Source organism: Quadrisphaera granulorum, from assembly GCF_003149145.1.
GTDB lineage: Bacteria > Actinomycetota > Actinomycetes > Actinomycetales > Quadrisphaeraceae > Quadrisphaera > Quadrisphaera granulorum.
The window spans coordinates 20,647-45,371 of the sequence record NZ_QGDQ01000026.1 but is presented as its reverse complement, the minus strand read 5'-3'; the positions used below and the strand labels follow the sequence as shown (position 1 = coordinate 45,371).

General features: G+C 73.6%; 18 protein-coding genes. 5 read left to right on the top strand and 13 right to left on the bottom strand.

The window, feature by feature from the left end:
- Positions 1-44: 44 nt before the first annotated feature.
- Both BXY45_RS17630 and dut read right to left on the bottom strand, forming a co-directional pair.
- Complete coding sequence (locus tag BXY45_RS17630; RefSeq protein ID WP_109775836.1) at positions 45-785, bottom strand: DUF3710 domain-containing protein; 741 nt, start codon at positions 783-785, stop codon at positions 45-47.
- Positions 782-1,345, bottom strand: coding sequence for a dUTP diphosphatase (gene dut / locus BXY45_RS22960; RefSeq protein WP_245961902.1), 564 nt, complete (start codon positions 1,343-1,345; stop codon positions 782-784). Before dut ends, BXY45_RS17630 begins: the two co-directional genes overlap by 4 nt.
- Positions 1,346-1,387: 42 nt before the next feature.
- On the opposite strand from dut, the gene BXY45_RS17625 reads away from it, so the two are divergent.
- Positions 1,388-2,047, top strand: coding sequence for a DUF3093 domain-containing protein (locus BXY45_RS17625; RefSeq protein WP_170131581.1), 660 nt, complete (start codon positions 1,388-1,390; stop codon positions 2,045-2,047).
- Positions 2,048-2,089: 42 nt separating this feature from the next.
- Here the strand turns inward: BXY45_RS17625 and BXY45_RS17620 are convergent, their stop codons facing one another.
- From BXY45_RS17620 to BXY45_RS17610, 3 genes are all read right to left on the bottom strand, one after another.
- On the bottom strand, positions 2,090-2,389 hold the full coding sequence (locus BXY45_RS17620; protein ID WP_109775834.1) for a DUF4193 domain-containing protein: 300 nt from the start codon (positions 2,387-2,389) through the stop codon (positions 2,090-2,092).
- Between the two features lie 387 nt (positions 2,390-2,776).
- Complete coding sequence (locus BXY45_RS17615; RefSeq protein WP_245961901.1) at positions 2,777-3,652, bottom strand: inositol monophosphatase family protein; 876 nt, start codon at positions 3,650-3,652, stop codon at positions 2,777-2,779.
- On the bottom strand, positions 3,649-4,821 hold the full coding sequence (locus BXY45_RS17610) for a ferrochelatase (protein WP_245961900.1): 1,173 nt from the start codon (positions 4,819-4,821) through the stop codon (positions 3,649-3,651). The genes BXY45_RS17615 and BXY45_RS17610 overlap by 4 nt, the downstream gene beginning before the upstream one ends.
- Positions 4,822-5,005: 184 nt before the next feature.
- Here BXY45_RS17610 and sepH point away from each other — a divergent pair, with 184 nt between their 5' ends.
- Positions 5,006-6,754, top strand: a complete 1,749-nt coding sequence (gene sepH / locus BXY45_RS17605; RefSeq protein WP_170131580.1) for a septation protein SepH — start codon at positions 5,006-5,008, stop codon at positions 6,752-6,754.
- 28 nt (positions 6,755-6,782) lie between these two features.
- On the opposite strand, the gene BXY45_RS17600 is transcribed toward sepH, so the two are convergent.
- The 4 genes from BXY45_RS17600 to BXY45_RS17585 form a co-directional block, all read right to left on the bottom strand.
- Positions 6,783-7,418, bottom strand: coding sequence for a thymidine kinase (locus BXY45_RS17600; protein WP_109775857.1), 636 nt, complete (start codon positions 7,416-7,418; stop codon positions 6,783-6,785).
- 28 nt (positions 7,419-7,446) lie between these two features.
- Positions 7,447-8,694, bottom strand: coding sequence for an alkaline phosphatase family protein (locus BXY45_RS17595; protein ID WP_109775831.1), 1,248 nt, complete (start codon positions 8,692-8,694; stop codon positions 7,447-7,449).
- 35 nt (positions 8,695-8,729) lie between these two features.
- On the bottom strand, positions 8,730-9,440 hold the full coding sequence (locus BXY45_RS17590) for a DUF5998 family protein (RefSeq protein ID WP_211319709.1): 711 nt from the start codon (positions 9,438-9,440) through the stop codon (positions 8,730-8,732).
- Positions 9,441-9,509: 69 nt separating this feature from the next.
- Entirely contained in the window at positions 9,510-12,305 is a 2,796-nt protein-coding gene (locus BXY45_RS17585) for a bifunctional acetate--CoA ligase family protein/GNAT family N-acetyltransferase (protein WP_245961899.1), read from the bottom strand.
- A 142-nt stretch (positions 12,306-12,447) separates the two neighbouring features.
- On the opposite strand from BXY45_RS17585, the gene BXY45_RS17580 reads away from it, so the two are divergent.
- A complete protein-coding gene (locus tag BXY45_RS17580; RefSeq protein WP_245961898.1) occupies positions 12,448-13,083 on the top strand; it encodes a nitroreductase family protein in 636 nt (211 codons plus the stop codon).
- 28 nt (positions 13,084-13,111) lie between these two features.
- Here the strand turns inward: BXY45_RS17580 and BXY45_RS17575 are convergent, their stop codons facing one another.
- The gene (locus BXY45_RS17575; RefSeq protein WP_109775830.1) at positions 13,112-15,505 is read right to left on the bottom strand and encodes an SCO7613 C-terminal domain-containing membrane protein; all 2,394 of its coding nucleotides are present in this window, start codon (positions 15,503-15,505) and stop codon (positions 13,112-13,114) included.
- Between the two features lie 127 nt (positions 15,506-15,632).
- Between BXY45_RS17575 and BXY45_RS24330 the strand changes: the two genes are divergently transcribed.
- Positions 15,633-19,415, top strand: a complete 3,783-nt coding sequence (locus BXY45_RS24330; protein ID WP_109775829.1) for a DNA gyrase subunit A — start codon at positions 15,633-15,635, stop codon at positions 19,413-19,415.
- Between the two features lie 3 nt (positions 19,416-19,418).
- On the opposite strand, the gene BXY45_RS17565 is transcribed toward BXY45_RS24330, so the two are convergent.
- The 3 genes from BXY45_RS17565 to BXY45_RS17555 all read right to left on the bottom strand — a co-directional run bounded on the left by BXY45_RS17565 (position 19,419) and on the right by BXY45_RS17555 (position 24,236).
- On the bottom strand, positions 19,419-20,438 hold the full coding sequence (locus BXY45_RS17565; protein ID WP_146211251.1) for a GNAT family N-acetyltransferase: 1,020 nt from the start codon (positions 20,436-20,438) through the stop codon (positions 19,419-19,421).
- A gap of 59 nt (positions 20,439-20,497) precedes the next feature.
- A complete protein-coding gene (locus BXY45_RS17560; RefSeq protein ID WP_109775827.1) occupies positions 20,498-21,931 on the bottom strand; it encodes an APC family permease in 1,434 nt (477 codons plus the stop codon).
- Positions 21,932-22,082: 151 nt separating this feature from the next.
- Positions 22,083-24,236, bottom strand: a complete 2,154-nt coding sequence (locus tag BXY45_RS17555) for a DNA gyrase/topoisomerase IV subunit B (protein WP_245961897.1) — start codon at positions 24,234-24,236, stop codon at positions 22,083-22,085.
- Positions 24,237-24,491: 255 nt separating this feature from the next.
- Here BXY45_RS17555 and BXY45_RS17550 point away from each other — a divergent pair, with 255 nt between their 5' ends.
- Positions 24,492-24,722, top strand: a complete 231-nt coding sequence (locus BXY45_RS17550; RefSeq protein ID WP_109775825.1) for a DUF7455 domain-containing protein — start codon at positions 24,492-24,494, stop codon at positions 24,720-24,722.
- Positions 24,723-24,725: the final 3 nt, after the last annotated feature.

Sequence of the window (24,725 nt, the reverse complement as noted above, 5' to 3'; positions counted from 1 at the left end):
CAGGGGTGCTGTGACCGGGTCCACGAGAGGGTCGCCCGGCAAGCTCAGGTGCTCTCGCCCGGCGCGGCGGAGGGCTGGCCGGGCTGGGACGGCGCCGGGCCGGACTGCGGCAGCCGCAACGGCAGGAGGTCACGGGGCGCCATGGCCTCGGAGCCGCGCACGACGACGGCGCCGCGCAGCAGCGCCTCCAGGGGTGCGGCGGCCTCGGAGTCGACAGCGGCGGGCCCGGACAGCACCGCGCGCAGGAACCACCGGGGACCGTCGACGCCGACGAAGCGCGCAGGGGAAGCCACCACGCGCCCGTCGGGCAGCCGCGAGGGGACCTGCGCCAGCAGCTCGGTTCCGTAGGGCCCCGGCACCTCCTGGGAGATGCCCCCGGAACGGGCGAGCGACTCGACGATCTCGGCGCGGACCTCGGCCCAGATCCCCTGGGTGCGGGGCGCTGCGAAAGCCTGGAGCTGCGCGGTGGACCCCTCCAGCGCCACCGTCGCAGCGACGACACGGCGGGTGCCGTCCTCGACCTCGAGCCGCAGCTCCATGCCGGGAACACCGGGCAGGCGCAGGGCGCCGAGGTCGACGCGGGGCAGCTCGTCGGTGACCTCGGTGACGTCGAAGGGGCCGGACGGCCGTGACGACAGCCCCGTGGGGGCCGGGTCCCCCGCGAGGGCGCCAGCGGTCGGCGGCTCGCCGTCCCGGGAGGTGTCCTCGGTGGACTCGGTGAACTCCGTGTTCTCGGTGGGCTCTGCGCCCTCGTCCTCGCGTGCGCGGCGGCGGAAGATGCTCATCGCGCCTCCTTCTCTACCTGGTCCGTGGTGGGCTTCCTGGGTACCGACGGTGCCGCGGGCTGCTCGCCACTGGCCCCCCACCCGCCACTCGACCCGTGCCCGCCCGCGCCGCGCACCGAGGGCTCGAGAGCCTCCACCGGCACGAAACGCACCCGGGCGACGCGTTGCAGCACCAGCTGGGCGATGCGGTCACCGCGACGGATCTCGAACGCCTCGTCGGGGTCGGTGTTGACGAGGGTGACCTTCACCTCGCCCCGGTAGCCGGCGTCGACGGTGCCCGGACCGTTGAGCGTGGTGACCCCGTGGCGGGCGGCCAGACCGGAGCGCGGGTGCACGAAGGCGGCCCACCCGTCAGGCACGGCGACCGCCACACCGGTCGGCAGCGTGGCGCGGCCCCCGGGGGCGATGACGGCGTCGACCGCCGAGCGCAGGTCGGCGCCGGCGTCACCGGGATGGGCGTACGACGGGTCGGGGAGATCGTCGGTGAGCCGCTGCAGCGGCACCACCAGCTCCTCGGCCGACGGGTCGCCCAGGACCTCTGCAGCTCGGACGCCTGTCACGGGCCGAGCGTAGGAGGACGCCGGACGTGCGAGGCTGGCGGGGTGGGCGAACCGCAGCAGCCGCAGCCAGCCGGCCACCGCACGACCGGCCAGCCAGCCGGGGAGTCAGCCGGGGAATCAGCGCAGGGATCGGGACCGGAGTTCCGGGAGCGCCTGTGGCCGGGGCCGGCCACGTGGCTCCTCGTGCCGCTGGCGGTGGCGTTCGGCGCCGCGACGGGCTACATCGGTGGGCCCTTCTGGGCCGCCGTGGGTGGCGTCGCGCTGGCCGCCGTCGTCGTCGCCTGGTTGGTCTCGGCCAGCACGGTGGTGTCGCTGAATGCTGACGGCGTGCTGCGGGTGGGGCCGGCGCGGATCGAGGTCGAGCACCTCACGGGGGCCATGTCGGCCCGCGGGGAACGCGCCACCGCGCTGCGGGGTCCTCTGCTCGACGCGCGCACGCACCTGCTCCTGCGCGGCTGGGTCGACCCGGTGGTGCTGGTCGGCGTGGGTGACCCGGAGGACCCCACCCCGGCGTGGCTGTTTTCCTGCCGCCACCCCGAAGCGCTCGTCGAGGCGTTGGCGGGTCACGGGGTCAGCGGCCCGGTGGCGGTGCACGTTCCGTTCAGCGGCGGGCTGCCCCTGTGGGGGCCGGGGAGCCGGGAGGCGCTGGACGCCGCAGCGCCCCGGCAGGAGCTGGGCTCCGACCGGGGCGCTGAGGACTGACCCGAGAATCGACGCTGCGTCAGCGCCGATGAGCGACCGCCGTCAGGCGGCGCACTCGGTGCAGACGAGCTGCCCGCCGTTGTCGCTGGCGAGCTGGCTGCGGTGGTGCACGAGGAAGCACTGCGAGCACATGAACTCGTCAGCCTGGCGCGGGAGCACCCGCACCGAGAGCTCCTCGCCGGAGAGGTCGGCGCCCGGCAGCTCGAAACCCTCCGCGGCCTCGGTCTCGTCCTCGTCGACGGAGGCGGCACCGGGCTCGTTGCGCCGTGCCTTCAGCTCCTCGATGGAGTCCTCAGACAGCTCGTCGTCGGTCTTGCGTGGTGCGTCGTAGTCGGTCGCCATGGTGGCTGCTCCGGATCTGGCTGGTGGTGGGGCTGGTCGGGGTCCGGCCGGGGCGCGGTGGGAGCCGGCTGGCCGTGGTCACGTCACCCGTCTCCCGGCGGAGCGCCAGATGTACTGGAACTCGCCCTGGATCCGCCTGTGACACGACGGGGAAGAAGCTGTGAACGATCTGTTGATGTTCTGCTGTCGTGTTCTCGGTGAGTCGTGGTGGTCGGGTCGTTCTCGTCGGTGGCCGCTCTCCGCCCGCGATGGACGGACCCCCTGCAACACCGGGGATGCCGCAGGCATGCCCGGTCGCGCCGGGATCATGCCCTACTCGGCGCGGGTTCGCGCACCGGGTCCCCGATGATGGGTCTCACGGAGATCACCCGAGGGGTCCGGCGAAGGTCAGGACGACGCCGCGGCGCCCGCTCCGGAGGGCACTCCGGCGATCGCTGCGGCGACCTCTTCGGCGAGGCCGGGCGCTGCCGCGACCAGCATCTCCGAGCTCGCGCCAGCGCCGTCCAGGCCCACCAGCGCGACACCGCACTCGCTGGCCACGAGCCACCCCGCGGCAACGTCCCAGGGGTTGAGGCCGCGCTCGTAGTACACGTCCAGGCGGCCGCTGGCGACGGCGCACAGGTCGAGTGCGGCCGACCCGATGCGCCGGAGGTCGCGCACGCGAGGCAGCAGGTGCGCGACGACGGCGGCCTGCTCGGCGCGGCGCTGCGCCGTGTACCCGAAACCGGTACCGACCAGGGCCTCCGCCAGCGGCGGCCGCTGCGGGCCGGGGAGCGCTTCGCCGTTCAGCCGCGACCCGGCGCCCAGGGCCGCCGTCCACGTCTCCCCGGTCTCGGGGTTGTGCACGCAACCCGCCACGGGCTGCCACGCCGGAGGTGACGGCGGTCCGGCCACCACGGCCACGCTCACCGCGTAGGCGGGGATGCCATAGACGTAGTTGACGGTGCCGTCGATGGGGTCGAGCACCCACGTGAGGCCGCTGGTGCCTCCGGTCGCGCCACCCTCCTCGCCGAGCACGGCGTCCTGTGGGCGCTCGGCCTCGAGCATCGAGCGGATCAGTCGCTCGGCGGCGGTGTCCATGTCCGTCACGACGTCGGTGCGGCTGGACTTGGTCGCCGTCACGGTGCCGTGCTCGGCGCGACCGGCACGCACGAGCTCCCCGGCGGCACGGGCAGCGCGCTCGGCAAGGTCAGCGAGCGCTGCCACCTCCGCTGCCGTCAGAGCGGCAGCGTCGCTGCCGGCTCCCGTCGGGGCCGGGCTCACGCGCCGCTCCCCGTGCCCGCAGCCGCCGACACGGGCGGGTCGACCCAGTCCGCGCCGCACGCCGCCGGCTTGTCGGGCGTGCGCAGGTTGCGGCAGCAGCCGACAGGGCAGACGTCGTGGCTGGGTCCCAGCGGCCCCACAGCAGCTCGCTGCGGGGGCTCGCCTCCCTCAGCAGCGGCCCGCTCGGCGGCGGCCCGCTCGACGACGAGGTCGACCAACGAGGTCACGAAGGCCGCGTGGACCCCCGCGGTGGCCGCGCGCGCCATGGGCAGGCTCAGGCCCTCTGCCGTCTCGGCGGCCTCGGTGTCGAGGTCGTACTTGACCTCCATGTGGTCGCTGATGAAGCCGATCGGCGCGACCACCGCCGCCGGGCCGCCCGCGGCACGGATCGCCTCTAGGTGGTCGTTGACGTCGGGCTCCAGCCACGGCTGCGTCGGCGGGCCGGAGCGGGAGCAGTACACGAGGGCGCTGGGGTGCTCCACGCCCGTGCGCTCGGCCACGCGACGCACCACCTCGGCGCGGACGGCCTCGTGCTGGGCCTCGTAGGCGCCGCCTCCCGGGCCCGCGGCCTCCGCCATGGCCGTGGGGATCGAGTGCGTCGTGAAGACCAGGTGGGCGCCGGCGCGCACGTCGTCGTCCAGCTCCTCCAACGCGGCCAGCACCGCGTCGGTGTTGGCGTCCAGGAAGCCGGGGGCGTTGAAGTAGTGCCTGACCTTGTCGGCGCGCAGCTCGCGGCCCTCGTCGGCGAGTGCGATGAGCGACGCGGCCACGTCCTCGCGGTACTGGCGGCACCCCGAGTACGAGGCGTACGCGCTCGTGGTGAGCACCAGCACGCGCCGGGCGCCGGCGTCGTGGGTCTCGCGCAGCACGTCGGTGAGGTACGGGTCCCAGTTGCGGTTGCCCCACACCACCGGCAGCTCACCCAGCCCGCGCGAGGCCAGCTCGGCCCGCAGGGCCGCCAGGAGGGCCTTGTTCTGGTCGTTGATGGGGCTGCGCCCCCCGAAGGCGAAGTAGTGCTCGCCGACCTCGACGAGGCGCTCACGGGGGATGCCGCGGCCCCGGGTGACGTTCTCGAGGAAGGGCACCACGTCGTCGGGGCCCTCGGGGCCCCCGAAGGACAGCAGCACCAGGGCGTCGTAGGGGGCGCTGGGGGACGTGTCGGCACTCACCCGGACATCCTGCCCCGCCCGCCTCGGCGCGTCGCACGGGAGATCGCCGGTGATCGCACGCGAGTCGACGCGGCGGCTCGACGCGGGGGAAGCGGGGGTGGCACCCTGGCAGCTCGGGTCACGGCGGGGGCCGCGACACCGCATGGCACCGTCGGGGGTTCGGCGGAAGAGACGGGGAGGCCTCGTGCGCGACGGGCTGGAGGAGGCGCCGCAGGGCGTCGACGGCGCAGCTGCCGGCGGCGGGAAGACCGCCGTCGAGCTGTCGGTGGTCGGCACCGACCCCGCCGACCCTTCCGTGGTGCTGCTGGAGGGTCCCGACGGGAGCCGCTACCGGCTGCCCGTCGGTCCGAGCCTCAAGGCCGCCCTGCGCAGCGCGGGCCCGGCTGCGGCGTCGGCGCTGCCCCCGAGCGGCCCGCTGCGCCCGCGGGACATCCAGGCGCGCATCCGCGCCGGCGAGACCGCCGAGGACGTCGCCGCCGACGCCGGCATGCCCCTGGAGCAGGTACAGCGCTACGAGGGTCCGGTGCTGGCAGAGCGCGCCCACATCGCCGAGCTGGCCCGCACCGCGGTGGTCCGCGGCGGCCCGGCGAAGCTGACCCTGGAGGACGCCGTCCGCACCCGCCTGCTCGCCCGCGGCGCCGACCCCGGCACCACCGCGTGGGACGCCTGGCGCCGCGACGGCGGCTGGGCCGTGCAGGCCTCCTTCCGTGCCGCCGGCCGCGACAGGTCGGCGCAGTGGTCCTTCACGCCCTCCAACCGGGCGCTAGAGCCCCTCGACGACGAAGCGCGCTGGCTGACGGCCCCCTCCGACGACCCGACCGGCCGCCGCCTCGCGGCGGTCCGCGTCTTCGACGTCGAGGCCGAGGACTCCCTGGCCGACGCGCACCACGACCCCCGCAGCGACCCCCGCAGCGACCCGCGCCAGGGTCCGGCGGTCCCGGCCGGCGAGGTGGCACCCCGACAGCCGGTTTCCCCGTCACCGGTGGCTCCGACCGCGCCGACGCCACCTGCTACCAGCGGTGTCGAGATCCTGCCGAACCTCGACACCGAGCTCGTCGCGCCTGCTTCCGGCCCGGCCGCTCATCATGCCTCGGCCGGTCACGCGCCCGTCGAGGCTGCTGGTTCCGCGGCGTCCGCCGGGGAGAGCCCCGACGACGCCGACCCTGCCCCCTCCGACGACCTCGCCTCCCGCACGCTCGACCTCCTCGACGCTCTCCGCGACCGGCGCGGCCGTCGGGTTCCCCTCGACCTCGGCCCGGACGGTGAACCGTGGGACGAGGAGGAGGACGACGACGACCTCCTCAACGCCCTGCTCGACCTGCCTCCCGGCGCCCAGCCCGACACCCGCGAGCTCCAGGAGGAGGTCGACCGGGCCCGCGCACGGCTCCGGATGGTGACCCCTCCCCGCGGCATCCAGCTCCCGCCCGCCGGCGCGTCCGACACGCCCGAGGATGAGGACGACGACGAGGGCGCTCAGCACCCGAGCCCGCCCCGCGCGTCGCTGGGTCTGGTGCCCGCTCCCCCGCCGACGGGGCAGCAGCGTCAGACGCCGGCGCCGCCGAGCGCCGGTGAGCGCCTCCTGCCGCGTCCGTCGTCCGAGGACCTGCCCCGCCGTGAGCCGGTGAGTCGCCGTGACCGCCGCTGGAGCGGAGACGCCGAGCCGTCGTCGTCAGCGACCGCGACGTCGACATCGCCGTCGAGCGGGTCGCCGTCGTCGGCCTCGTCGTCCCGGGTGGAGCCTCCGGCGCCGAGCGCGCCGGCCAGCCCGCGCTCACCCGATGCCGCGCGCCCTGCGTCGCCGTCGGTCTCTGTCCCCACCGGCATCGACGACCCCGAGCACGACGGAGACGACCCGGCCGAGCAGCCCGCGCGGCGGCGTCGCAGCGTTCCGAGCTGGGACGAGATCGTCTTCGGCGCTCCCCGCCGCGACTGACCGAGGTCACCGACGGACGTGACCGCGGTCAGTCGCGCAGCTGACCGCGGTCGGATCCCGACGCGACAGCGGCGGTCTCCCGCCGCATGTGGTGGCGCCGGCACAGCACTTCGTAGCCGACCACGCCGGCGTCCGCGGCGACGTCACCGATCACTACCTGCTCGCCCTCGACGACCATGATCCCGTCGACGGTGCGGGCGTTGTGGGTGGCGCGCGCCCCGCACCAGCACAGTGCCTCGACCTGCAGCACCTGCACCCGGTCGGCGAGCTCCACGAGGCGGGCGCTGCCGGGGAACAGCCGCGTGCGGAAGTCGCTGGTGATGCCGAAGGCGTAGACGTCGACGCCCGCCTCGTCGACCACGCGGGCAAGCTGTTCGACCTGCTCAGGGCGGTAGAACTGCGCTTCGTCGCACACCAGGTAGTCCAGACCGCCGTCCTCCGTGGCCGCGTGGGCGACCACGGCCTCGAAGTCGGTCTCCGCGGTCACCTCGCGGGCGGCGCGACGCAGCCCGAGGCGACTGGAGATGACGTCGACGCCGGCGCGGTCGTCGCGCGTGAAGAGCAGGCCCCGGCGCCCGCGGGCGCGGTGGTTGTGGTCGACCTGGAGCGCGAGGGTCGACTTCCCGCTGTCCATGGTCCCGGAGAAGAAGACAAGCTCGGCCACGGAGCCCATCCTCTCGGGACCTGTGCCGTCAGCGGCGGCGGGGGCTCCCCGCCACCAGCAGCGGTACGAGCACCTCGTCGGGGCTGCGGCCGCCGTGCATCCCGATCAGGCCCTCCAGTTCGGGGCGCTGGACGCGGGAGTCGTGGACGGACACGGGCGCGATGGCCGCGGCGACGACGTCGCCCGCGCGCTCCAGCACGCCCGCGTCGACGCCGTGCGGACCGAACCAGCCGGCCTCAATGGCCTCCTCGCGGCTGAGCACCTCCAGCACGTGGCCGAGGCGCGCGCGCCAGGTGGCGAGCACGTCGTCGAGGGCGCCGGGGGCGCAGTGCAGCTGCGGAGCCCGCGGCTCCCCCGCGACGACGTCCACCCCGGCGGCGAGCTCGGCATCGACGGCGACATCCCAGCGGGCGTCGTCCGGGACGTCGACCATGCCGTGGTCGCCGGTGACGAGCAGCACCGCCCGCGGCGGCAACCCCGCCACGAGGTCGGCCACGGCGGCGTCGACGCGCTCCAGCTCGTCGGACCACTGCGGGGAGGTCCACCCGTGGGTGTGGCCGGCCTTGTCGAGGTCGCCCCAGTAGACGTGCACGAACGCCCGGCGACGCGCCCGCGCCGCCGCGCGCAGCGCCCCCAGCCCAGCGTCGACGCGGGCGGGCAGGCTGGTGGCGGCGCGGAAGCGACCGCCCCGGGAGGTGGCCTCGGTGAGCCCGGAGCCGTCGAAGAAGCCCGGTCCGACGCGCGTGACGTCGACGTCAGCAGCGGCGAGGTGCTCGAAGACGGTCGGATGGCGCTGCCAGCGGCGTGGGTCCGGCGGGGCCGCCGCGCCGGCGGGGGCGCCGGGCGCCAGCTCCCAGGACAGCTCGTTGAACAGCGACCCCGTGGCGGGGTCGCGGACCTGGTAGCCCAGCACGCCGTGCTGACCGGGGTGCAGGCCGGTGCCCAGCGACGCTGTCGACGTGGCGGTGGTGGAGGGGTAGCCGACGGCCAGCACCGCTGCACCGGGAGCGCCGGCCGCGGCGGTCAGGGACCGCAGGCGAGGGGCGTGGCCGCCCCGGGCTGCCAGGAGCCGCTCCCCCAGTCCGTCCACGAGGAGCACGCAGACCTGCTCCACGCCGTCGTGGGCTTCCCGCAGGGCCGCGGTCAGGGGCGAGGGCTCCGCCGGGGCGGGGGCTGGCCGAGCTGGTGCCCCGAGGAGGTCGGCGACCGCAGGCAGGACGTCGGCCAGGGCACCGTCGACGGCAAGACCCCCGGGAACCGGTCGGGCCGGGCCCACCGGCTCAGATTGACCGGCCCGACCGACCTGACCCTTCACGCGGTGCGTGAGGTCCGGGTGCCCCGGGTGAGGCTGCGGGCGAAGCGCCGGGCCGCGAGCACCGCGGCCTCGCCCTCGGCGTCGGCGCTGATCCGTAGCGAGACGTCGTCGGCCGTCATGGTGCCGGTGTAGCCGTGGTCGGCCTCGCACTCCGGGTCACCGCAGGTCGCGGGCTCCACGTCGAGGCGGCTGAGGGTGCCCCACGCCACGGTGAGGGTCAGCTCCTGCGGGGCCGCCCCGGCACGGTACCGCTCGGGGGCGTTCACGCGGTGACCGATGACCACCGAACGCACGTCGGACAGCGGCACCGACTCCGAGGACGCCACGGCCACGGGGGCGCCACCGGTCTCCGGCGGGTCGTGGTCGTCGACGTGGGCAGTCACCAGGCGCGTCGCCGTCAGAGCCAGCACGGTGACGTGGCGGCGCACCGCGTCGGCGTCGAAGGTGGTCTCCAGGTGCACGAGCGCGTCGAGCACCGGTTCTCCCGCGAGCGCCTGCAGGACGACGTCGGCGAGCAGCTGCGGGTAGTACCCGGTCTGCTCCAGCTCCCGGAGCAGCTCGTCGGGGAGTCGATCCGCCTCGTCACCAGCGTCACGGCGCCATCCGGAGGCCCAGCCGCCCCCAGCGGGCGCACCGCCGTGCGCGGCTCCCGGGAGACCCTCGAAGCCCTCGCCGCGCCGCTTGCTCGCACCGTCACCACCCCACACGCGGGCCATCCTCCCACCGGGGTCCGACGTCACTGCGGCAGCACCCTGCTCAGCGCGTCACCGCTGTCCTCACTGGGGCAGCACCCTGCGCCCGGCGTCGGCCCGGCCGACCGGCACCGCGAGTTCCACCTGCGCCCCGAGCACCGCCAGGCCGCGCTCGGCGACCTGCACCGGCGACAGCTCGCTGGAGAACACCTCCGGCAGGTCGTCGGCCATCACGGAGATCCGCGCCAGGAGGTCCTCCAGGGCGTGGACGTCGACGGCGGGGGTGCCCATGTAGCCGAACAGACGCGGCGCGGCGCGCAGGGTGCGGACGAGGTCGACGACGTCGACGTCGGTCAGCGGTGGGATGCGGTGCGAGACATCACCGAGGAGCACCGTGGTGTCTCCGGCCAGGCCGAAGGAGACCAGCGGCCCGAACAGCGGGTCCTCCAGGGTGCGGACCAGCACGGAGATGCCGGCCGAAGCCATGGCCTGCACGAGCAGCGCGGGGGTACTGCCGCCGCCGCTGCCGGCCGGCCCGGCGAGCATCGACGTGACGTGCGCCCGTAGCTCCCGGGCATCGGCGACGTCGAGGCGCACTCCCCCCAGGCCGGGGTGGCGCAGACGCCGTTCGGTGGCCTTGACCGCCACGGGCCACCCGACCCGGTCGGCGGCGCGTACCGCCTCGTCGGCGGAGCGGACGGTGATCGAGGGCCACAGCTGCACCCCGTAGCAGGCGAGCAGGGCGCTGACCTCCTCCTGCTCCAGCTGCAGCGGCGGATCGTCCGCGGTGCGCCCGGACAGCAGCGATTCCACGAGCGAGCGGGCCGCGCGGGCGTCCGTGCCGGCCGGATCCACCCGGGTGCCAGGGTCGCGGCGCCGCCACGCCGCGTAGCGCACGACGGCCGCCAGGGAGCGGACGGCGTCCTCGGGGGTGGAGTACACCGGCAGCGCGCCGGAGGCAGCGCCGCCGTGCACGTCGCCGTCGTCGTCCTTGTCGCCCCCGGACTCCCCCGCCGCGGTCGCGTCGCCCGTTGCTGTACCGGCGGCACCGGCGGCCGGCTCGTCGTCGGAGGTCTCACCGGGTTCGACCCGGGACAGGCTGAGGGTGCGCTCCGCGCCACCGACGAGCGCCACGAGGCACGCCGCGCACGGCTTGCCGGCGTCCGCGGCGACCTCCTGCAGCGCCGCTACCACCTCCCGGTCCACCTCGGTGACCGGGGGGATGAGGCAGGCGACGACGGCGTCGACGTCGGGGTCGGAGAAGACCCGCTGGAGGGCCTCGCGGACCTCGGAGGCCTCGGCCTCGGGGGCCACCACGGCAGGGTCGGCGACGTCCAGGCCCCAGGAGACGGCCGCCTCGGCGGCCAGCGCCGCGAGGGCGCCGGAGTTGGCGACCACGCCGATGCGCTCCCCCGCCGGCAGCGGCTGGGTCTTCAGGAGCTGGGCGACGTCGAAGAGCTGGTGCACGTTGTCCACGCGGATGACGCCGGCCTGGCGCAGCATCGCGTCCAGGGCTTCGCGGGGGGCGCGGGTCTCACGCACCGCATGCCCCGGGGGCACCGTGAAGGAACTCACCCCGGACTTCACGACGACGACGGGTTTCGTGCGCGCCAACCCCCGGGCCACGCGGGAGAACTTGCGGGGGTTGCCCACGCTCTCGAGGTACAGCCCGACCACGGTGGTGGCCGGGTCGTCCTGCCAGTACTGCATGCAGTCGTTGCCGGACACGTCGGCGCGGTTGCCCGCCGAGACGAACGTGGAGATGCCCAGGCCGCGGCGGTTGGCGGCGTCGAGCACGGTGATGCCGAGCGCTCCGGACTGGCTGAACAGACCCAGCCCCCCGGGCGGGGGCACGACGGGCGCCAGGGAGGCGTTGAGGCGCACCTGCGGGTCGGTGTTGATGATGCCGAAGGACGTCGGGCCGACCAGGCGCATGCCGTGCCCCCTGGCCAGGCGGAGGAGCTCCCGCTGGCGTGCCAGGCCCGCCTCGTCGACCTCGGCGAACCCGCTGGAGACCACGACCAGCCCGCGCACGTCGAGCTCGGCGAGCCCTTCGACCACCTCGTTGACCGACTCCGCCGGCACCGCGACCACGGCGAGGTCGACGGGGCCTGGGACGTCGGCCAGGGAGCGGACGGCGGGCACACCCCGCACGACGTCGGCCTCGGGGTGGACGACGTGCACGTCCCCCGTGAAGCCACCGCCGACGAGGTCAGCGAGGAGCCTGCCGCCGACCGAGCCGGGACGGCGGCCCGCCCCCACGACCACCACGGAGCGGGGGTGGAGCAGACGGCGCAGGCTCTCGGACTCGGCGCGGTGCTCGCGGGCCTCCATGACCTCCCGCGACCTGTCCGTGGGGGCGATGTCGACGGTGAGCATGACCACGCCGTCCTCGACGGCCCGGGTGGTGGCGAAGCCCGCCTCGGTGAAGACGTCGAGCATCTTGCGGTTCTCCGGCAGCACCTCGGCCACGAACCGCGTGATGCCCTGCTCCCGCGCGGCCACCACGAGGTGCTCCAGCAGCACCGACCCGACCCCACGACCCTGGTGGGCATCGGAGACGTTGAAGGCGACCTCGGCCACGCCCTCCTCGACGCGGTCGTAACGGCCCACGCCGATGATGGCGTCGCCGACGAGCACCACGAGGGCCACCCGGTCGTGATGGTCGACCGTGGTGAACCGCGTCAGATCCCGTGGGGACAGCCGCGGCATGGGCGCGAAGAAGCGCAGGTAGGTCGACCGTGGCGACTGCGCCACGTGGAAGGCCTGCAGGGCGTCAGCGTCATGAGGCTGGATCGGTCGGATGTGTGCTGCTCCGCCGTCCCTCAGGACGACGTCAGCCTCCCACGCGCGGGCCCACACGGGGTGGCTCGGTGACACCCGGTGAAGGCTAGTCGTCGCCGGTGACGACCGGGCGCCCCGGCGGGTCCCCTGCGCTGTCCCCCTCCGAGTCAAGTTCGTCATCAAGCTCTCGGCTTGCCGGTTGCTGGCGGGCACTGCCCGACGTGGCAGGGTCGGCCGGGTGGAGCTGGAGGAGGTGCTGCGCCGCCGCCGTGCAGTGCGCAGGTTCACCAACGCTGACGTGCCACGGGAAGTGCTCGACCGCGTCGTCGCGGCCGGCGTCAGCGGTCCCACGGCGGGAGGCTCGCAGGGCAGGTCGCTGCTCGTGCTCACCTCCGCCGCGGACCGGGACCGCTTCTGGCGCGCCACCAGCGACGACGTCGACGCGCCCGACGCCTGGCTGGCCGGGATGACGACGGCGCCCGTCGTCGTCGTCTGCCTGGCGGAGCCCGCCGTGTACGTCGAGCGGTACGCGCGCCCGGACAAGGCCCGCGCCCAGCCCCACCTCGGGCCCGATCCGCGTGACGCGAGTGCGTGGCCGGTGCCCTGGTGGGACGTCGACGCCGGCGCCTCGGCACTGCTCGTGCTGCTCGCCGCCGTCGACACCGGCCTGGTTGGGTGCCTCATCGGGGTACCCCCCGACCGCTGGCCGCGGGTACGCGGGGCCTTCGGCATCCCGGCCGACCAGCGGCTCACCGCCGCCGTCGTCCTGGGCCACCCCGCGCCCGATCTCCCCCGCTCGCGCCGACGGCCGCCGGTGGCCCGAGTGGTGCACGACGGCGCCCACGGACGTCCCTGGACCGCGACCCCCGGCTGACCGGCTGACCCTGGGATCAGCACCGAGGTCAGCGCAGGGCGCGCACCCAGCTCACCGCGCGAGAGGCGTCACGACGGGTCTGCTCGATCCGGATCGCCAGCACCAGGACGACGGCGCCGGCGACGAACAGCCCCACCCACACCGGGGCCTGCACGGCGATCGGGCCCAGCTCGCCCACCGCCACGAGCAGCGCCGCCCCGGCACCGACCACGACCGGCGCCTGCAGGCCGGCGCGGACACCTGCCGCGCACGCCAGCGCCCCGACGACGGCCACGGCCGCGGTCCGCCACGCCCCGCCGTCCACGACGGCCACCAACGCGGACGGCACCAGGGCGACCAGCAGACCGGCGCCCAGCGTCACCCACGAGCTCAGACCCGGGTGCCGATGCCACACGAGCACGCCCACCGCCAGCGCCAGCACCGCCGGCGGCAGCGACCACCACTCGACACCGGCCTGCGACGGCACGAGGTCGCCGACCTCACTCCACCAGGCCAGCACGAGCAACCCCACTCCTGGCACGACCCAGCCGGTGCGCCACCGGTCGACGGCCCGCACCAGCGCCCCCACACCCGCCACGCCCAACGGCAACACCGCACCCACCGGACCGGCGCCGGCGGTGAGCACCGCCACGAACGACGTCAGCCCCCACCCCGTCACGAACACCACCTCCGGAGCTCCCCGCTCCCGCACCGCCAGCGCGAGCAGCGCGCTCGCGGCGACCAGCGCGACGACGAGGGGCAGCGGGTCCGACAACGGCCACGGGGCCAGGACGCTGCCCCCCAGCACGGACAGCGACGCCAGCGAGGCCCACACGGCGCGAGGGACCTGCAGCGCGCTGCGGTCGGCCACCGTCTCGGGGGTTGCAGCCCCCACGGGCCGCCGACGGCCGGTGAGCACCGCGGCCAGGGCCAGGGCGTACCAGGCAGCCGGGCGCCACCAGGTGTCCTGCGCGCTGCCGACCACGGGTTCGCTGACCAGCGAGCCACCGGCCAGGCCGATCGCGGCCACGAGCACCGGCCAGGGCAGCAGACCCGGGCGGACCACCAGGAGCACGGACAGGAGGATGCAGACCCCGAGCGCGAGCAGGAGCAGCGCGAACGCCCCTCCGGCGGCGGCCAGCGACACCACCGCGCCGATGGCACCGCCGTAGGCCACCACGACGGCCGTGCGGCGCAGCCGCGATCGCTCAGTCTCAGAGCCCGTGTCAGAGCCCGTCTCAGACGCGGCGACAGGCCTTGCGCGAGAGACGGTCCGCGAGGCAACCCGCGCAGCGGCGACCGCCAGCAGCGCGAACTGGGCGGCGGCGAGGAACGGCTGGGACGCGTCGGGGCCCTGACCGGGCACGGCATCAGCCCCGGCGTCGACCGCGAGCAGCATGAACACCGCGACGACGAGGTGGGCGCCACCGACGACAAGCCCGGCGGCACCCAGGCCGCGGGCCCTGGCGTCGAGCCGGCGCGCGGCGGGTGCGGACAGCACCGCAAGGGCCAGGGCCGCAGCGGACCAGGTGAGCAGCTCGCCGTCGACGGCGAAGGTCACCGCGGTGGGCACGAGGGCCGTCAGGAGCACCGCCGCCCAGGCCAGTGCCGTGGGCCGGCTCGGCTGGGCGGCGGGTCGCAGCCAGCGGTCTCCCGCGGCGCAGACCCCGACGGCGACCAGCAGCGCCCCCAGCCCGTAGATATCCGCGTCGGTGGCGCCGAGCCCCAGCACGTCGAGGCTGCGCGCAGCCCCGAGGAGCACGAGCAGCACCACCACGGACAGGACCGCGAGCGCCTCGGCGCTGGCGCCGAGATCGCGGCGGGCGGTGGCCCGCGAAGCTGCGGCACCTCCGGCGCACACCGCGAGCAGGACGACCGCCTGCCCGAGGGGACCGATGACGCCCCAGACGGAGGCGGTGAAGGCGAGCGCCGCCACCGAGACGAGGACGACGGCCGTGACGAGCAGGAACTGCTGGATGCCGAACCGGCGCTGGCGTCGCGCCGACGGGCCTGTCGGCGCAGCCATCTCCGCCGCAGAGGTCGACAGCGGGGTCGACTCCGGGGCGGACTGCGGGGCAGACTGCGGGACCGGCCGGTAGGGGTCGGGAGCCGACCAGGGGCTCGTGGGCTGAGCCCCGGCCGCCGCTGCCGGGGCCTCCGGGACCGCGGGAGCTGCAAGCCGGGTTTCCGCGGAACCCTTCGCGGGTACCTCGCTCGCCTTATCCGCGGCGGTCACTCCCGCGAGCGCGGCCAGCAGGCCGGCTCGGCGCTGCTGGAGCCGCGCGAGCTCCTGGTCGACCTCCCACAGGGCCGCAGCGTCTTCCCCGACGAGCCGCAGGCCGCAGGCCGGGCACGCGCCGCGCCCTGGCACGAGCGGCGCCGAGCAGCGGGGGCAGCCCGGCGCTGACGGGTGTAGGGGCGGGTGCTCCGCCTGGTCGGTCACCCGGCCACTGTGACAGCGCGGGTGTGGCGCCGTCATCGTCCACACAAGGGGCTGTGGATAACTCCGGCGAGGGGCGAGCTGCGCCACTGCCGCCCGGGGTGTCGGTGGCGCACGGGACAATGCGCGCATGGCACGTCGCAGCACTCCGCCGTCCTCCGACGGCACGCAGCCGCCCACGGGGAGGATCGTCGACGTCGACGTCGACGAGGAGATGCGGACGTCGTTCCTCGAGTACGCCTACTCCGTCATCTACTCGCGCGCCCTGCCCGATGCCCGTGACGGCCTCAAGCCCGTGCAGCGCCGGATCCTGTTCCAGATGGGCGAGATGGGCCTACGACCCGACCGCGCGCACGTCAAGAGCGCCCGTGTGGTCGGTGACGTCATGGGGCGCCTGCACCCGCACGGTGACACCGCCATCTACGACGCGCTCGTCCGCATGGCGCAAGACTTCTCCCTGCGGCTGCCCCTGGTCGACGGCCACGGAAACTTTGGATCATTGGACGACGGCCCGGCCGCGAGCCGGTACTGCGTCACGGCCAACACGCGAGTCCGTCTGGCAGACGGTTCCAGCCCTCGTATTGGCGACCTCTGCGATGTCGGGCCCAACAGCGACCAGGACGTCGAACTCGAAGTCCTGGACAAGGACGGCAAGCGGGTCACCGCTGACCGGCTCTTCCATTCGGGGTTCCACCCAGTCTTCAAAGTCACCACTGACAGCGGGCACGTCCTGAGGGGGACGGGCAACCACCCCGTCCTGTGTCTGGTTCCGATCCTCGGGGTCCCGGTCCTCCAGTGGATGCGGCTCGATGAGCTGGAGCCGGGAACTGTCGTCGCGCTGGCGCGAAACGCTTGGACGACAGCTGTCCCCACGCCTGACGAGTGGAACCGAGGTGTTCTTGCTGGAGGGTGGGTCAGCGAGGGCTGGGCTAGCACCAAGCGGGCTGGCTTCAACAACACCGATGCCGAGTTCTTCCGCCACGTCCTGCGGGCCTACGACGAAGTCGTCGGCGGCCCGCGCTACACGACGGCGCGCACCCTGCCTTCGGGCAAGGTGATCCAGGAGATCGACATCCAGAACACGGACTTCTTCGCGGACAGTCCACTCAAGACCCTGATCGAGGCCAAGGCGAACGCCAAGTCCATCCCCGACTACGTATGGACCGATGGTCCAGGCACCAAGCGCGCGTTCCTCATGGCGGCCTTCGAGGGCGACGGGAGCATCGCCAACGGCCCCAACGACGGCGTCTCAGTCCAGTACACGACGTTCAGCGAACAGCTTGCCGAGGAAATGCTCGAGATGCTCCTCGAATTCGGCGTGAGCGCACGCCTCTGGCGCAACGAGAAGCGCGGGGAGATCCGACTCATTATTTCCGGGCGCCACAACCTTCTTGCCTTCCACCACCGGATCGGTTTCCTCACCGCCAAGAAGCAACGCCTGGCCCGCCGCATCGAGTCACTCACCAGCACCACTCACCGGCTCTCCCGAGACCACGCGCCCTACGTGCGCCAGTACCTTGAAGAAGTGCTCCCAGCTGGTCAGGGGCGGGGCACCGGCCGGAAGTGGCTCCTCAACCACAACCTCGACAGGTACGAGCGCTGGCAGGCGGAGCGCCCGCTGCTCCTCCACAAGCTCAAGGACCCGGAGGTCCGCGCCGTCGTCAGCGCTGTCATGGACCCGGGGTACCGGTACGTCACCGTCGACTCGGTGGTCCCGGACGGCACCGAAGCAGTCTTTTCCCTCCGTGTGCAGAGCGCAGACCACTCCTTCCTCGCCGGTGGCTTCGTCAACCACAACACCGAGGTCCGCATGGCGGTCTCTTCGACGGCCATGGTGGACGGCCTCGACGAGGACGTCGTCGACTTCGTCCCCACCTATGACAACTCCTCGACACAGCCGTCAGTGTTGCCCTCGTCCATCCCGAACCTGCTGGTCAACGGTGCGTCCGGCATCGCGGTGGGCATGGCCACCAACATGCCGCCGCACAACCTGGGTGAGGTCGTGGCGGCGGCGCGGCACCTCATTGCGCGTCCGGACGCGTCCCTGGACGACCTCATGCGCTTCGTTCCCGGGCCGGACCTTCCCTCAGGCGGTCGGATCGTGGGGCTGGAGGGCATCCGCGAGGCGTACGCCACCGGGCGTGGCACGTTCCGCACCCGCGCGACGGCGCGCATCGAAGACCTCACCGCCCGCCGCAAGGGCATCATCTTCACCGAGCTGCCGTACACGGTGGGCCCCGAGAAGGTGATCGAGAAGGTCAAGGACGCCGTCTCCGCGAAGAAGCTCGTGGGCGTCTCCGCCATCGACGACTTCACCGACCGCGAGCACGGCCTGCGCCTCGTCGTCGAGGTCAAGACCGGCTTCCAACCGGAGGCCGTGCTGGAGCAGCTGTACCGGTTGACGCCCTTGGAAGACTCCTTCGGCATCAACAACGTCTGCCTCGTCGACGGGCAGCCCCGCACGCTGGGGCTGCGCGAGCTGCTGCAGGTGTTCATCGACCACCGCCTCGAGGTGGTGCGCCGGCGCAGCACCCACCGCCTGGCCCGGCGGCGGCAGCGGCTGCACCTCGTGGAGGGCCTGCTGATCGCCGTCCTCGACATCGACGCGGTGATCCAGGTCATCAGGACCTCCGACGACGGCGCCGCGGCGCGTACCCGCCTGATGGAGACGTTCACGCTCTCCGAGCTCCAGGCCGAGCACATCCTCGAGCTGCGGCTGCGGCGCCTGACGCGGTTCTCGCGGATCGAGCTGGAGACCGAGCGCGAGGAGCTGCTCGCGGCGATCGCCGAGCTGGAGGCGCTCCTGGCCGACGAGCAGCTTCAGCGCGAGACCGTCTCCGACGAGCTGGCGCAGGTGGCGCGCGAGCACGGAGACCCGCGCCGCACCGTGCTGCTGGAGGCCGGCGCCGCCCCCGTGCGGGCCGCGGTGCCGCTGCAGGTCGCCGACGAACCGTGCTGGGTGCTGCTGTCGGCCACCGGGCTGCTCGCCCGGACGGCCGGACCGGAGCTCACCGGCGGGGGCCCGCGGACCAACCACGACGTGCTGCGCAGCGCCGTCAGGACGACGGCGCGCGGCGACGTCGGCGCGCTGACCTCGCGCGGCCGCGTGCTGCGGGTCGGCGTCGTGGAGACCCCGGTGCTTCCGCCGACAGCGGGGGCGCCGAGCCTGTCCGGTGGGGCACCGCTGCGCGAGTTCGTCACCCTCGACTCCGGCGAGGACGTCGTGGCGCTCGTGCCGCTGACACCGCAGCCGGGCGACGGCCAGGGCGCCGGCCTCGCACTGGCCACCGCGCAGGGCGTGGTCAAGCGTGTGGCGGCCGAGCCGTGGGGAGCTCGCGACTCCTGGGAGGTCATCGGTCTGGACGACACCGACGAGGTGGTCGGTGCGGCGTGGCTGACGACCGGCACGGAGGAGCTGGTGTTCGTCACCAGTGACGCGCAGCTGCTGCGCTTCAGCGCGTCGCTGGTCCGGCCGCAGGGCCGCCCCGCGCGAGGCATGGCCGGGGTGCGCGTCACCGCCGGTGAGCGGGTGGTGTCGTTCAGCGCGATCAGCGCGGCCGATGCGGCTCGCACGGAGGTCGTGACCGTGGCCGCCGCGGAGGGGGCGCTGCCGGGCGCGCCGGGAGTCAGCGTGAAGGTCGCCCCCTTCGAGGAGTACCCGCCGAAAGGCCGCGCCACGGGTGGCGTGAGGTGCCACCGGTTCCTGCGGGGCGAGGGATCGCTGGCGCTGGCCTGGGTCGGCCCCGGACCGGCGCGAGGCTCCTCCGCCACCGGTTCGCCGGTGCAGCTGCCCGCGCCGACCGGCCGGCGAGACGGCTCCGGGGTGCCTCTGACCGGGGCGCTGACGGCTATCGCCGGCAGCTCCGCGCCTGCCGACGGCGACGACGGCAGCGGCGGCGGCCCCACGGCCTGAGGCTCACCGCTCGACGGCCAGGCCCCAGACCACCTCGACCTGCTGGGGGGCGTAGCCGAGCCGCTCGTACAGCCCGAGAGCGCCGCTGGGGTTCTCCCGGTCGACGTCGAGCCCAGCTGCATCCATCCCCGCCGCTTGGAAGGCCCGCAGGCTCGCCGCGAGCAAGGCGGCGCCCACGCCGCGGCGCCGGTGCGCTCGCCGGGTACCGAGCAGACCGGTCCAGCCCTCCTTGACCCCGTCGACCCAGTCCTGCTCGAACGCGAAGGCCACGGTGTAGGCGGCCACCTCGGGATCCGGACCGTCGGTGAGCACGACGAAGCTCCAGTCGGTGCGGGCGTCGCGGTGGCCGCTGACCCACCGCTGCCAGTCCTCGCGGCTGCGGGGCTCGCTGCCGCGGTGATCGGCAAATGCCTCGTTGTGCGCGAGGCGCACCTGCTCGTCGAGGTCCGGCGACCACGGGACCATCCGGTAGCCGTCGGGCAGGTCGACCTGCGGCACGGGTGATGCGCCTGCTCCGCTCAGGAGGCGGCGCATCACCAGGTGGTAACGGCGCACCGAAAAGCCGGCAGCCCGTGCCAGGGCGGACCTGTCGGCCAGGCGCTCATCGCTGTGGAGCACGAGCTCGCCGGGTGCCGAGCCGTGCGCGGCGGCGATGAGCTGGCGCCCGACGCGGCACTGCCAGGTCAGCAGCTCGCGCCCCAGGCCGCGTCCGCGGTGGTCGGGGTGCACCCCGCCCCACAACGAGGCCCGCACCGTGCTCACGTCACCGGGTCGTACGTCGACCAGCCCGAACGCCACGAGAGCACCATCGGCGTCCTCGGCGGCGATGGAGCGGTGGGCCGGGTCCTTCCACGAGCCCGCCAGCAGCTCGTCGCGCAGGTCGTCCTCGGTATACCGCTCGGCGGGAGCGTCGACGGCCTCGATCGCCTGCGTCAGCGTGTGCCACCGGGTCAGGTCCCGCTCGCGCAGAGGCCGCCAGGTCACGCCCGGGGACTGCGGCTCGGGGACGTCGGTGGTGTTCACGCGCGGGAACGCTATCCAGCCGGCGCCCGACGCGCACCCCTCGGGGTCGCGGCCGGCCGTCACCCTCCCAGGCGGGCGGGGTCGTCGACGCGGGTGTCCAGACCCTTGCGACGGCGCGACAGCCAGGTGAAGAACCACAGCACCAACCCGAGCGTCAGCAGCGCACCGGCGATCTGATACTGGATCGGCTCGCGCGGAGTCAGCGGCGTCACGAGGTAGAGGCAGATCGCGGCGCCGATGTACGGCAGCACCGTGGGGGCCTTGAAGTGCTGGTGGTCGACGCGGTCGCGGCGCAGCACCAGCACCGCGATGTGGACGACGCTGAAGACGGCGAGCAGCAGCAGCGAGGTGGTACCTCCGAGGTTGCTCACCACCTTCGAGCCGGGGTCGGCCGCGGCGATCGCAGAGACCACGCTGATGAGGATGAGCGACAGGCACGTGCTGAAGACCACGGCCGTCCACGGGGTGCGTCGGCCACGCAGGACGCGCCCGAGGAAGCGAGGCAGCACGCCCTCTTGCGACATGCCGTACAGCAGGCGTGACGCCATGAGCATGTTGAGCAGCGCCGAGTTGGCGACCGCGAACATCGTGATGAGAGCGAAGATCCCGATCGGGAAGTTCGGAGCGCCCGCGGAGACCACCTGCAGCAGGGGCGTGTCGCCCTCGGACAGGGCGTCCAGGGGGACGACGGCGACGGCGATGACGCCGACGAGCAGATAGAGGACGCCGGCGGTACCCAACGCCAGGAACATCACCTTGGGGAACGTGCGGATCGGGTCGTGGGTCTCCTCGGCCATGTTCACCGAGTCCTCGAAGCCCACGAGCGCGAAGAACGCCAGGGCCGTCGCCGCCGTGATGGCGGTGAAGGGGGCTTGGTCGGAGGCGAGGTCGATCGAGGCGGCGCGGGACAGGTCGCCCTGTCCGCCGAGCAGCGCCCACGCGCCCACCGCGATGACGATGAGCAGGCCCGACAGCTCGATGAGGGTGAGCACCATGTTGGCCTTGACGCTCTCGCCGACGCCGCGGAGGTTGATGGCGGCGACGAGGAGCATGAACGCCAGGGCGACCACCGTGACGACCAGCGCACCGGGCGTCTCGACCCCGAACAGCTTGAGACTGTTGGAGGAGAACGCCCGCGACGCCGTGGACGCCGAGGTGATGCCCGAGCACATGACGGTGAAGGCGACCATGAACGTCAGCACGTGCACGCCGAACGCCTTGTGCGTGTAGAGCGCCGCGCCGGCGCACTTCGGGTACTTGGTGACCAGCTCCAGGTAGCTGCAGGCGGTGAGCATCGCCACCGCGAACGCCACGAGGAACGGGATCCACACAGCGCCGCCGACCTCGGAGGCCACCTGACCGGTGAGGGCGTAGATGCCGGTCCCGAGGACGTCACCGATGATGAACAGGAAGAGGAGCTTCGTGCCGATGGCCCGCTTGAGCTCGGGTTCACCGGCTTCGCCCTGCACGGGCGCACTCGTCGTCGTCGCCATCGCGCCAGAGTGGACCGACGATCTTGGTCCCGCCAGCCGAGAACACGCCTCAGGCAACTCCGCAACCCAGCCGTAACAAGGTCGCGTCTCGCCCGGTCGGGCGAGGGTCAGATGCAGTCCAAGAGCTGACGAGGAGCTGGTCCGGAGCTGGTCAGGCGTCGATGCGGTCGGTGTCGAGCGCGTGGGCACCCTCGGCGATGAAGTCCTTACGGGGCGCGACGTCGTTGCCCATGAGCAGCTCGAAGACGCGCTCTGCCGCGGCAGCGTCGGCGATGCCCACCCGCCGCAGCGTGCGGTGCGCAGGGTCCATCGTGGTACCGGCCAGCTGGTCGGCGTCCATCTCGCCCAGTCCCTTGTATCGCTGGATGTCGGGCTTCCAGCGGCGACCGGCCTGCTTCAGGCGCGCCAAGGTGCTCTGCAGCTCGGCCTCGGAGTAGGTGTAGACGTACTCGTTCTTGGCCTTGCCGCTGCCGATGACCTCCACCCGGTGCAGCGGCGGCACCGCGGCGTAGACCCGGCCTGCCTCGACCATCGGCCGCATGTAGCGGAAGAACAGCGTGAGCAGCAGCGTGCGGATGTGCGCGCCGTCGACGTCGGCGTCGGCCATGAAGATGACCTTGCCGTACCGGGCGGCCTCGAGGTCGAAGCTTCGCCCGGAGCCGGCGCCCACCACCTGGATGATCGCGGCGCACTCGGTGTTGCGCAGCATGTCGGCGATGGACGCCTTCTGGACGTTGAGGATCTTGCCGCGGATGGGCAGGAGCGCCTGGAACTCGCTGGAGCGCGCAAGACGGGCGGTGCCGAGAGCGCTGTCACCCTCGACGATGAACAGCTCCGACCTCTCGACGTCGTTGCTGCGGCAGTCGACGAGCTTGGAGGGCAGCGTCGAGGTCTCCAGCGCGGTCTTGCGGCGCTGGGTCTCCTTGTGCTGGCGCGCGGTGACGCGGGCGCGCGACTCGGCGACCACCTTCTCCAGCAACATGGCCGTCTGCATCCTGGTGCCCTTGGCGGGGTCCGCGAAGAGCGCCGCGACTTCCCTTTCCACGACCCTGGCGACGATGCCGCGCACCGCCGAGGTGCCCAGCACCTCCTTGGTCTGGCCCTCGAACTGCGGCTCGGCCAGGCGCACTGTGAGGACCGCCGTCATGCCGGCGGTGACGTCCTCCTTGGTGACCGGCTCCTCCTTGGCGCCCACCTTGAGCTTGCGGGCGTTGTCGGCGATGGCCTTGCGCAGCGCCTTGAGCAGGGCGGTCTCGAAGCCGGCGACATGGGTGCCGCCCTTCGGGGTGGAGATGATGTTGACGAAGCTGCGCAGCTCCGTGTCGTAGCCGGTGCCCCAGCGCAGGGCGACGTCGACGCCGCACTCGCGCTCCACCTCCTGGCTGACCATGTGCCCTCGCTCGTCGAGCATCGGGACGGTCTCCTTGAAGCGGCCCTCGCCGTGCAACCGCCAGGTGTCGGTGACCGGCGGGTCGGTGGCGAGGTGCTCGACGAACTCGGTGATGCCGCCGTCGTGGCGGAACACCTCCTCGTGGGGGCCGTCCTGCCCGGGGGTACCGGAGACGCCACGCTCGTCACGGATGACCAGCGTCAGCCCGGGGACGAGGAAGGACGTCTGACGGGCACGGGTGACGAGCTCGTCGTAGGAGAACGCCGCTTCCTTGAGGAAGATGGTCGGGTCCGCCCAGTAGCGCACCCGGGTGCCCGTCTTGCCGCGACGCACGTTCCCGGTGATCCGCAGCTCCGAGGCATCCGTGAACGGGGTGAAGGCGCTCGTCGGTGAAGGGGTCACTGCCCCGCCGACAGCGGGGTCGGCGAAGGTGCCCGGCTCACCGCGGCGGAAGCTCATGGCGTGGGTCACACCGCCGCGGTCTACCTCGACGTCGAGGCGGGCCGACAGGGCGTTGACCACGCTGGCCCCCACCCCGTGCAGACCGCCCGAGGCCGTGTACGACCCGCCACCGAACTTGCCGCCGGCGTGCAGCTTGGTGAAGACCACCTCGACGCCGGTGAGGCCGGTGCGCGGCTCGACGTCGACCGGGATACCGCGCCCGTCGTCACGGACCTCCACCGACCCGTCGGCGTGCAGGACGACGTCGATGTGGGTGCAGTGCCCCGCCAGCGCCTCGTCGACGGAGTTGTCGATGACCTCCCACAGGCAGTGCATGAGCCCGCGGGAGTCGGTGGAGCCGATGTACATGCCGGGCCGCTTGCGGACCGCTTCCAGGCCCTCCAGCACCGACAGGTGGCGGGCGGTGTAGTCACCACCAGCCGTCGGTGCGGGGCGAGGAGGGGTCGAGGTCACCCGGCCAGGGTAACGACGCCTACCGACAGCGCGGCGGCGTTCACCGGCGGTCCGCTCGCAGGTCCGCCCCCAGGTCCGCACTGGGGCGCCCACTCGGGCGCCAGCCGGACGTGTTACGCGGTCGGCGAAAGGGTTGGTTCCGCCCGCCGGGAAGCACGAAGCCATGGTTCGATGCTGAGACTGGTGGACGCCAACCGGCATCCAGCAACGGTCCGAGCAGTAGAACGGACCACGAGGCACTCGGAAGGGGCCACAGTGACCGCTGTCCTGACGACTCCGCCCATCACCGCCGCCGAGCGGTGCGACCGTTGTGGGGCGCAGGCCTACGTGCGCGTCCTCCTAGCCTCCGGCGGAGAGCTTCTGTTCTGCGCCCACCACGGTCGTGAACACTCTGCGCGACTGCGCGAGGTTGCCGCCGAGATCCACGACCAGTCCGACCGGCTCACCTCCTCCACCATGGCCTCCGCGCCGGCCGAGGAGCGCTGAGCC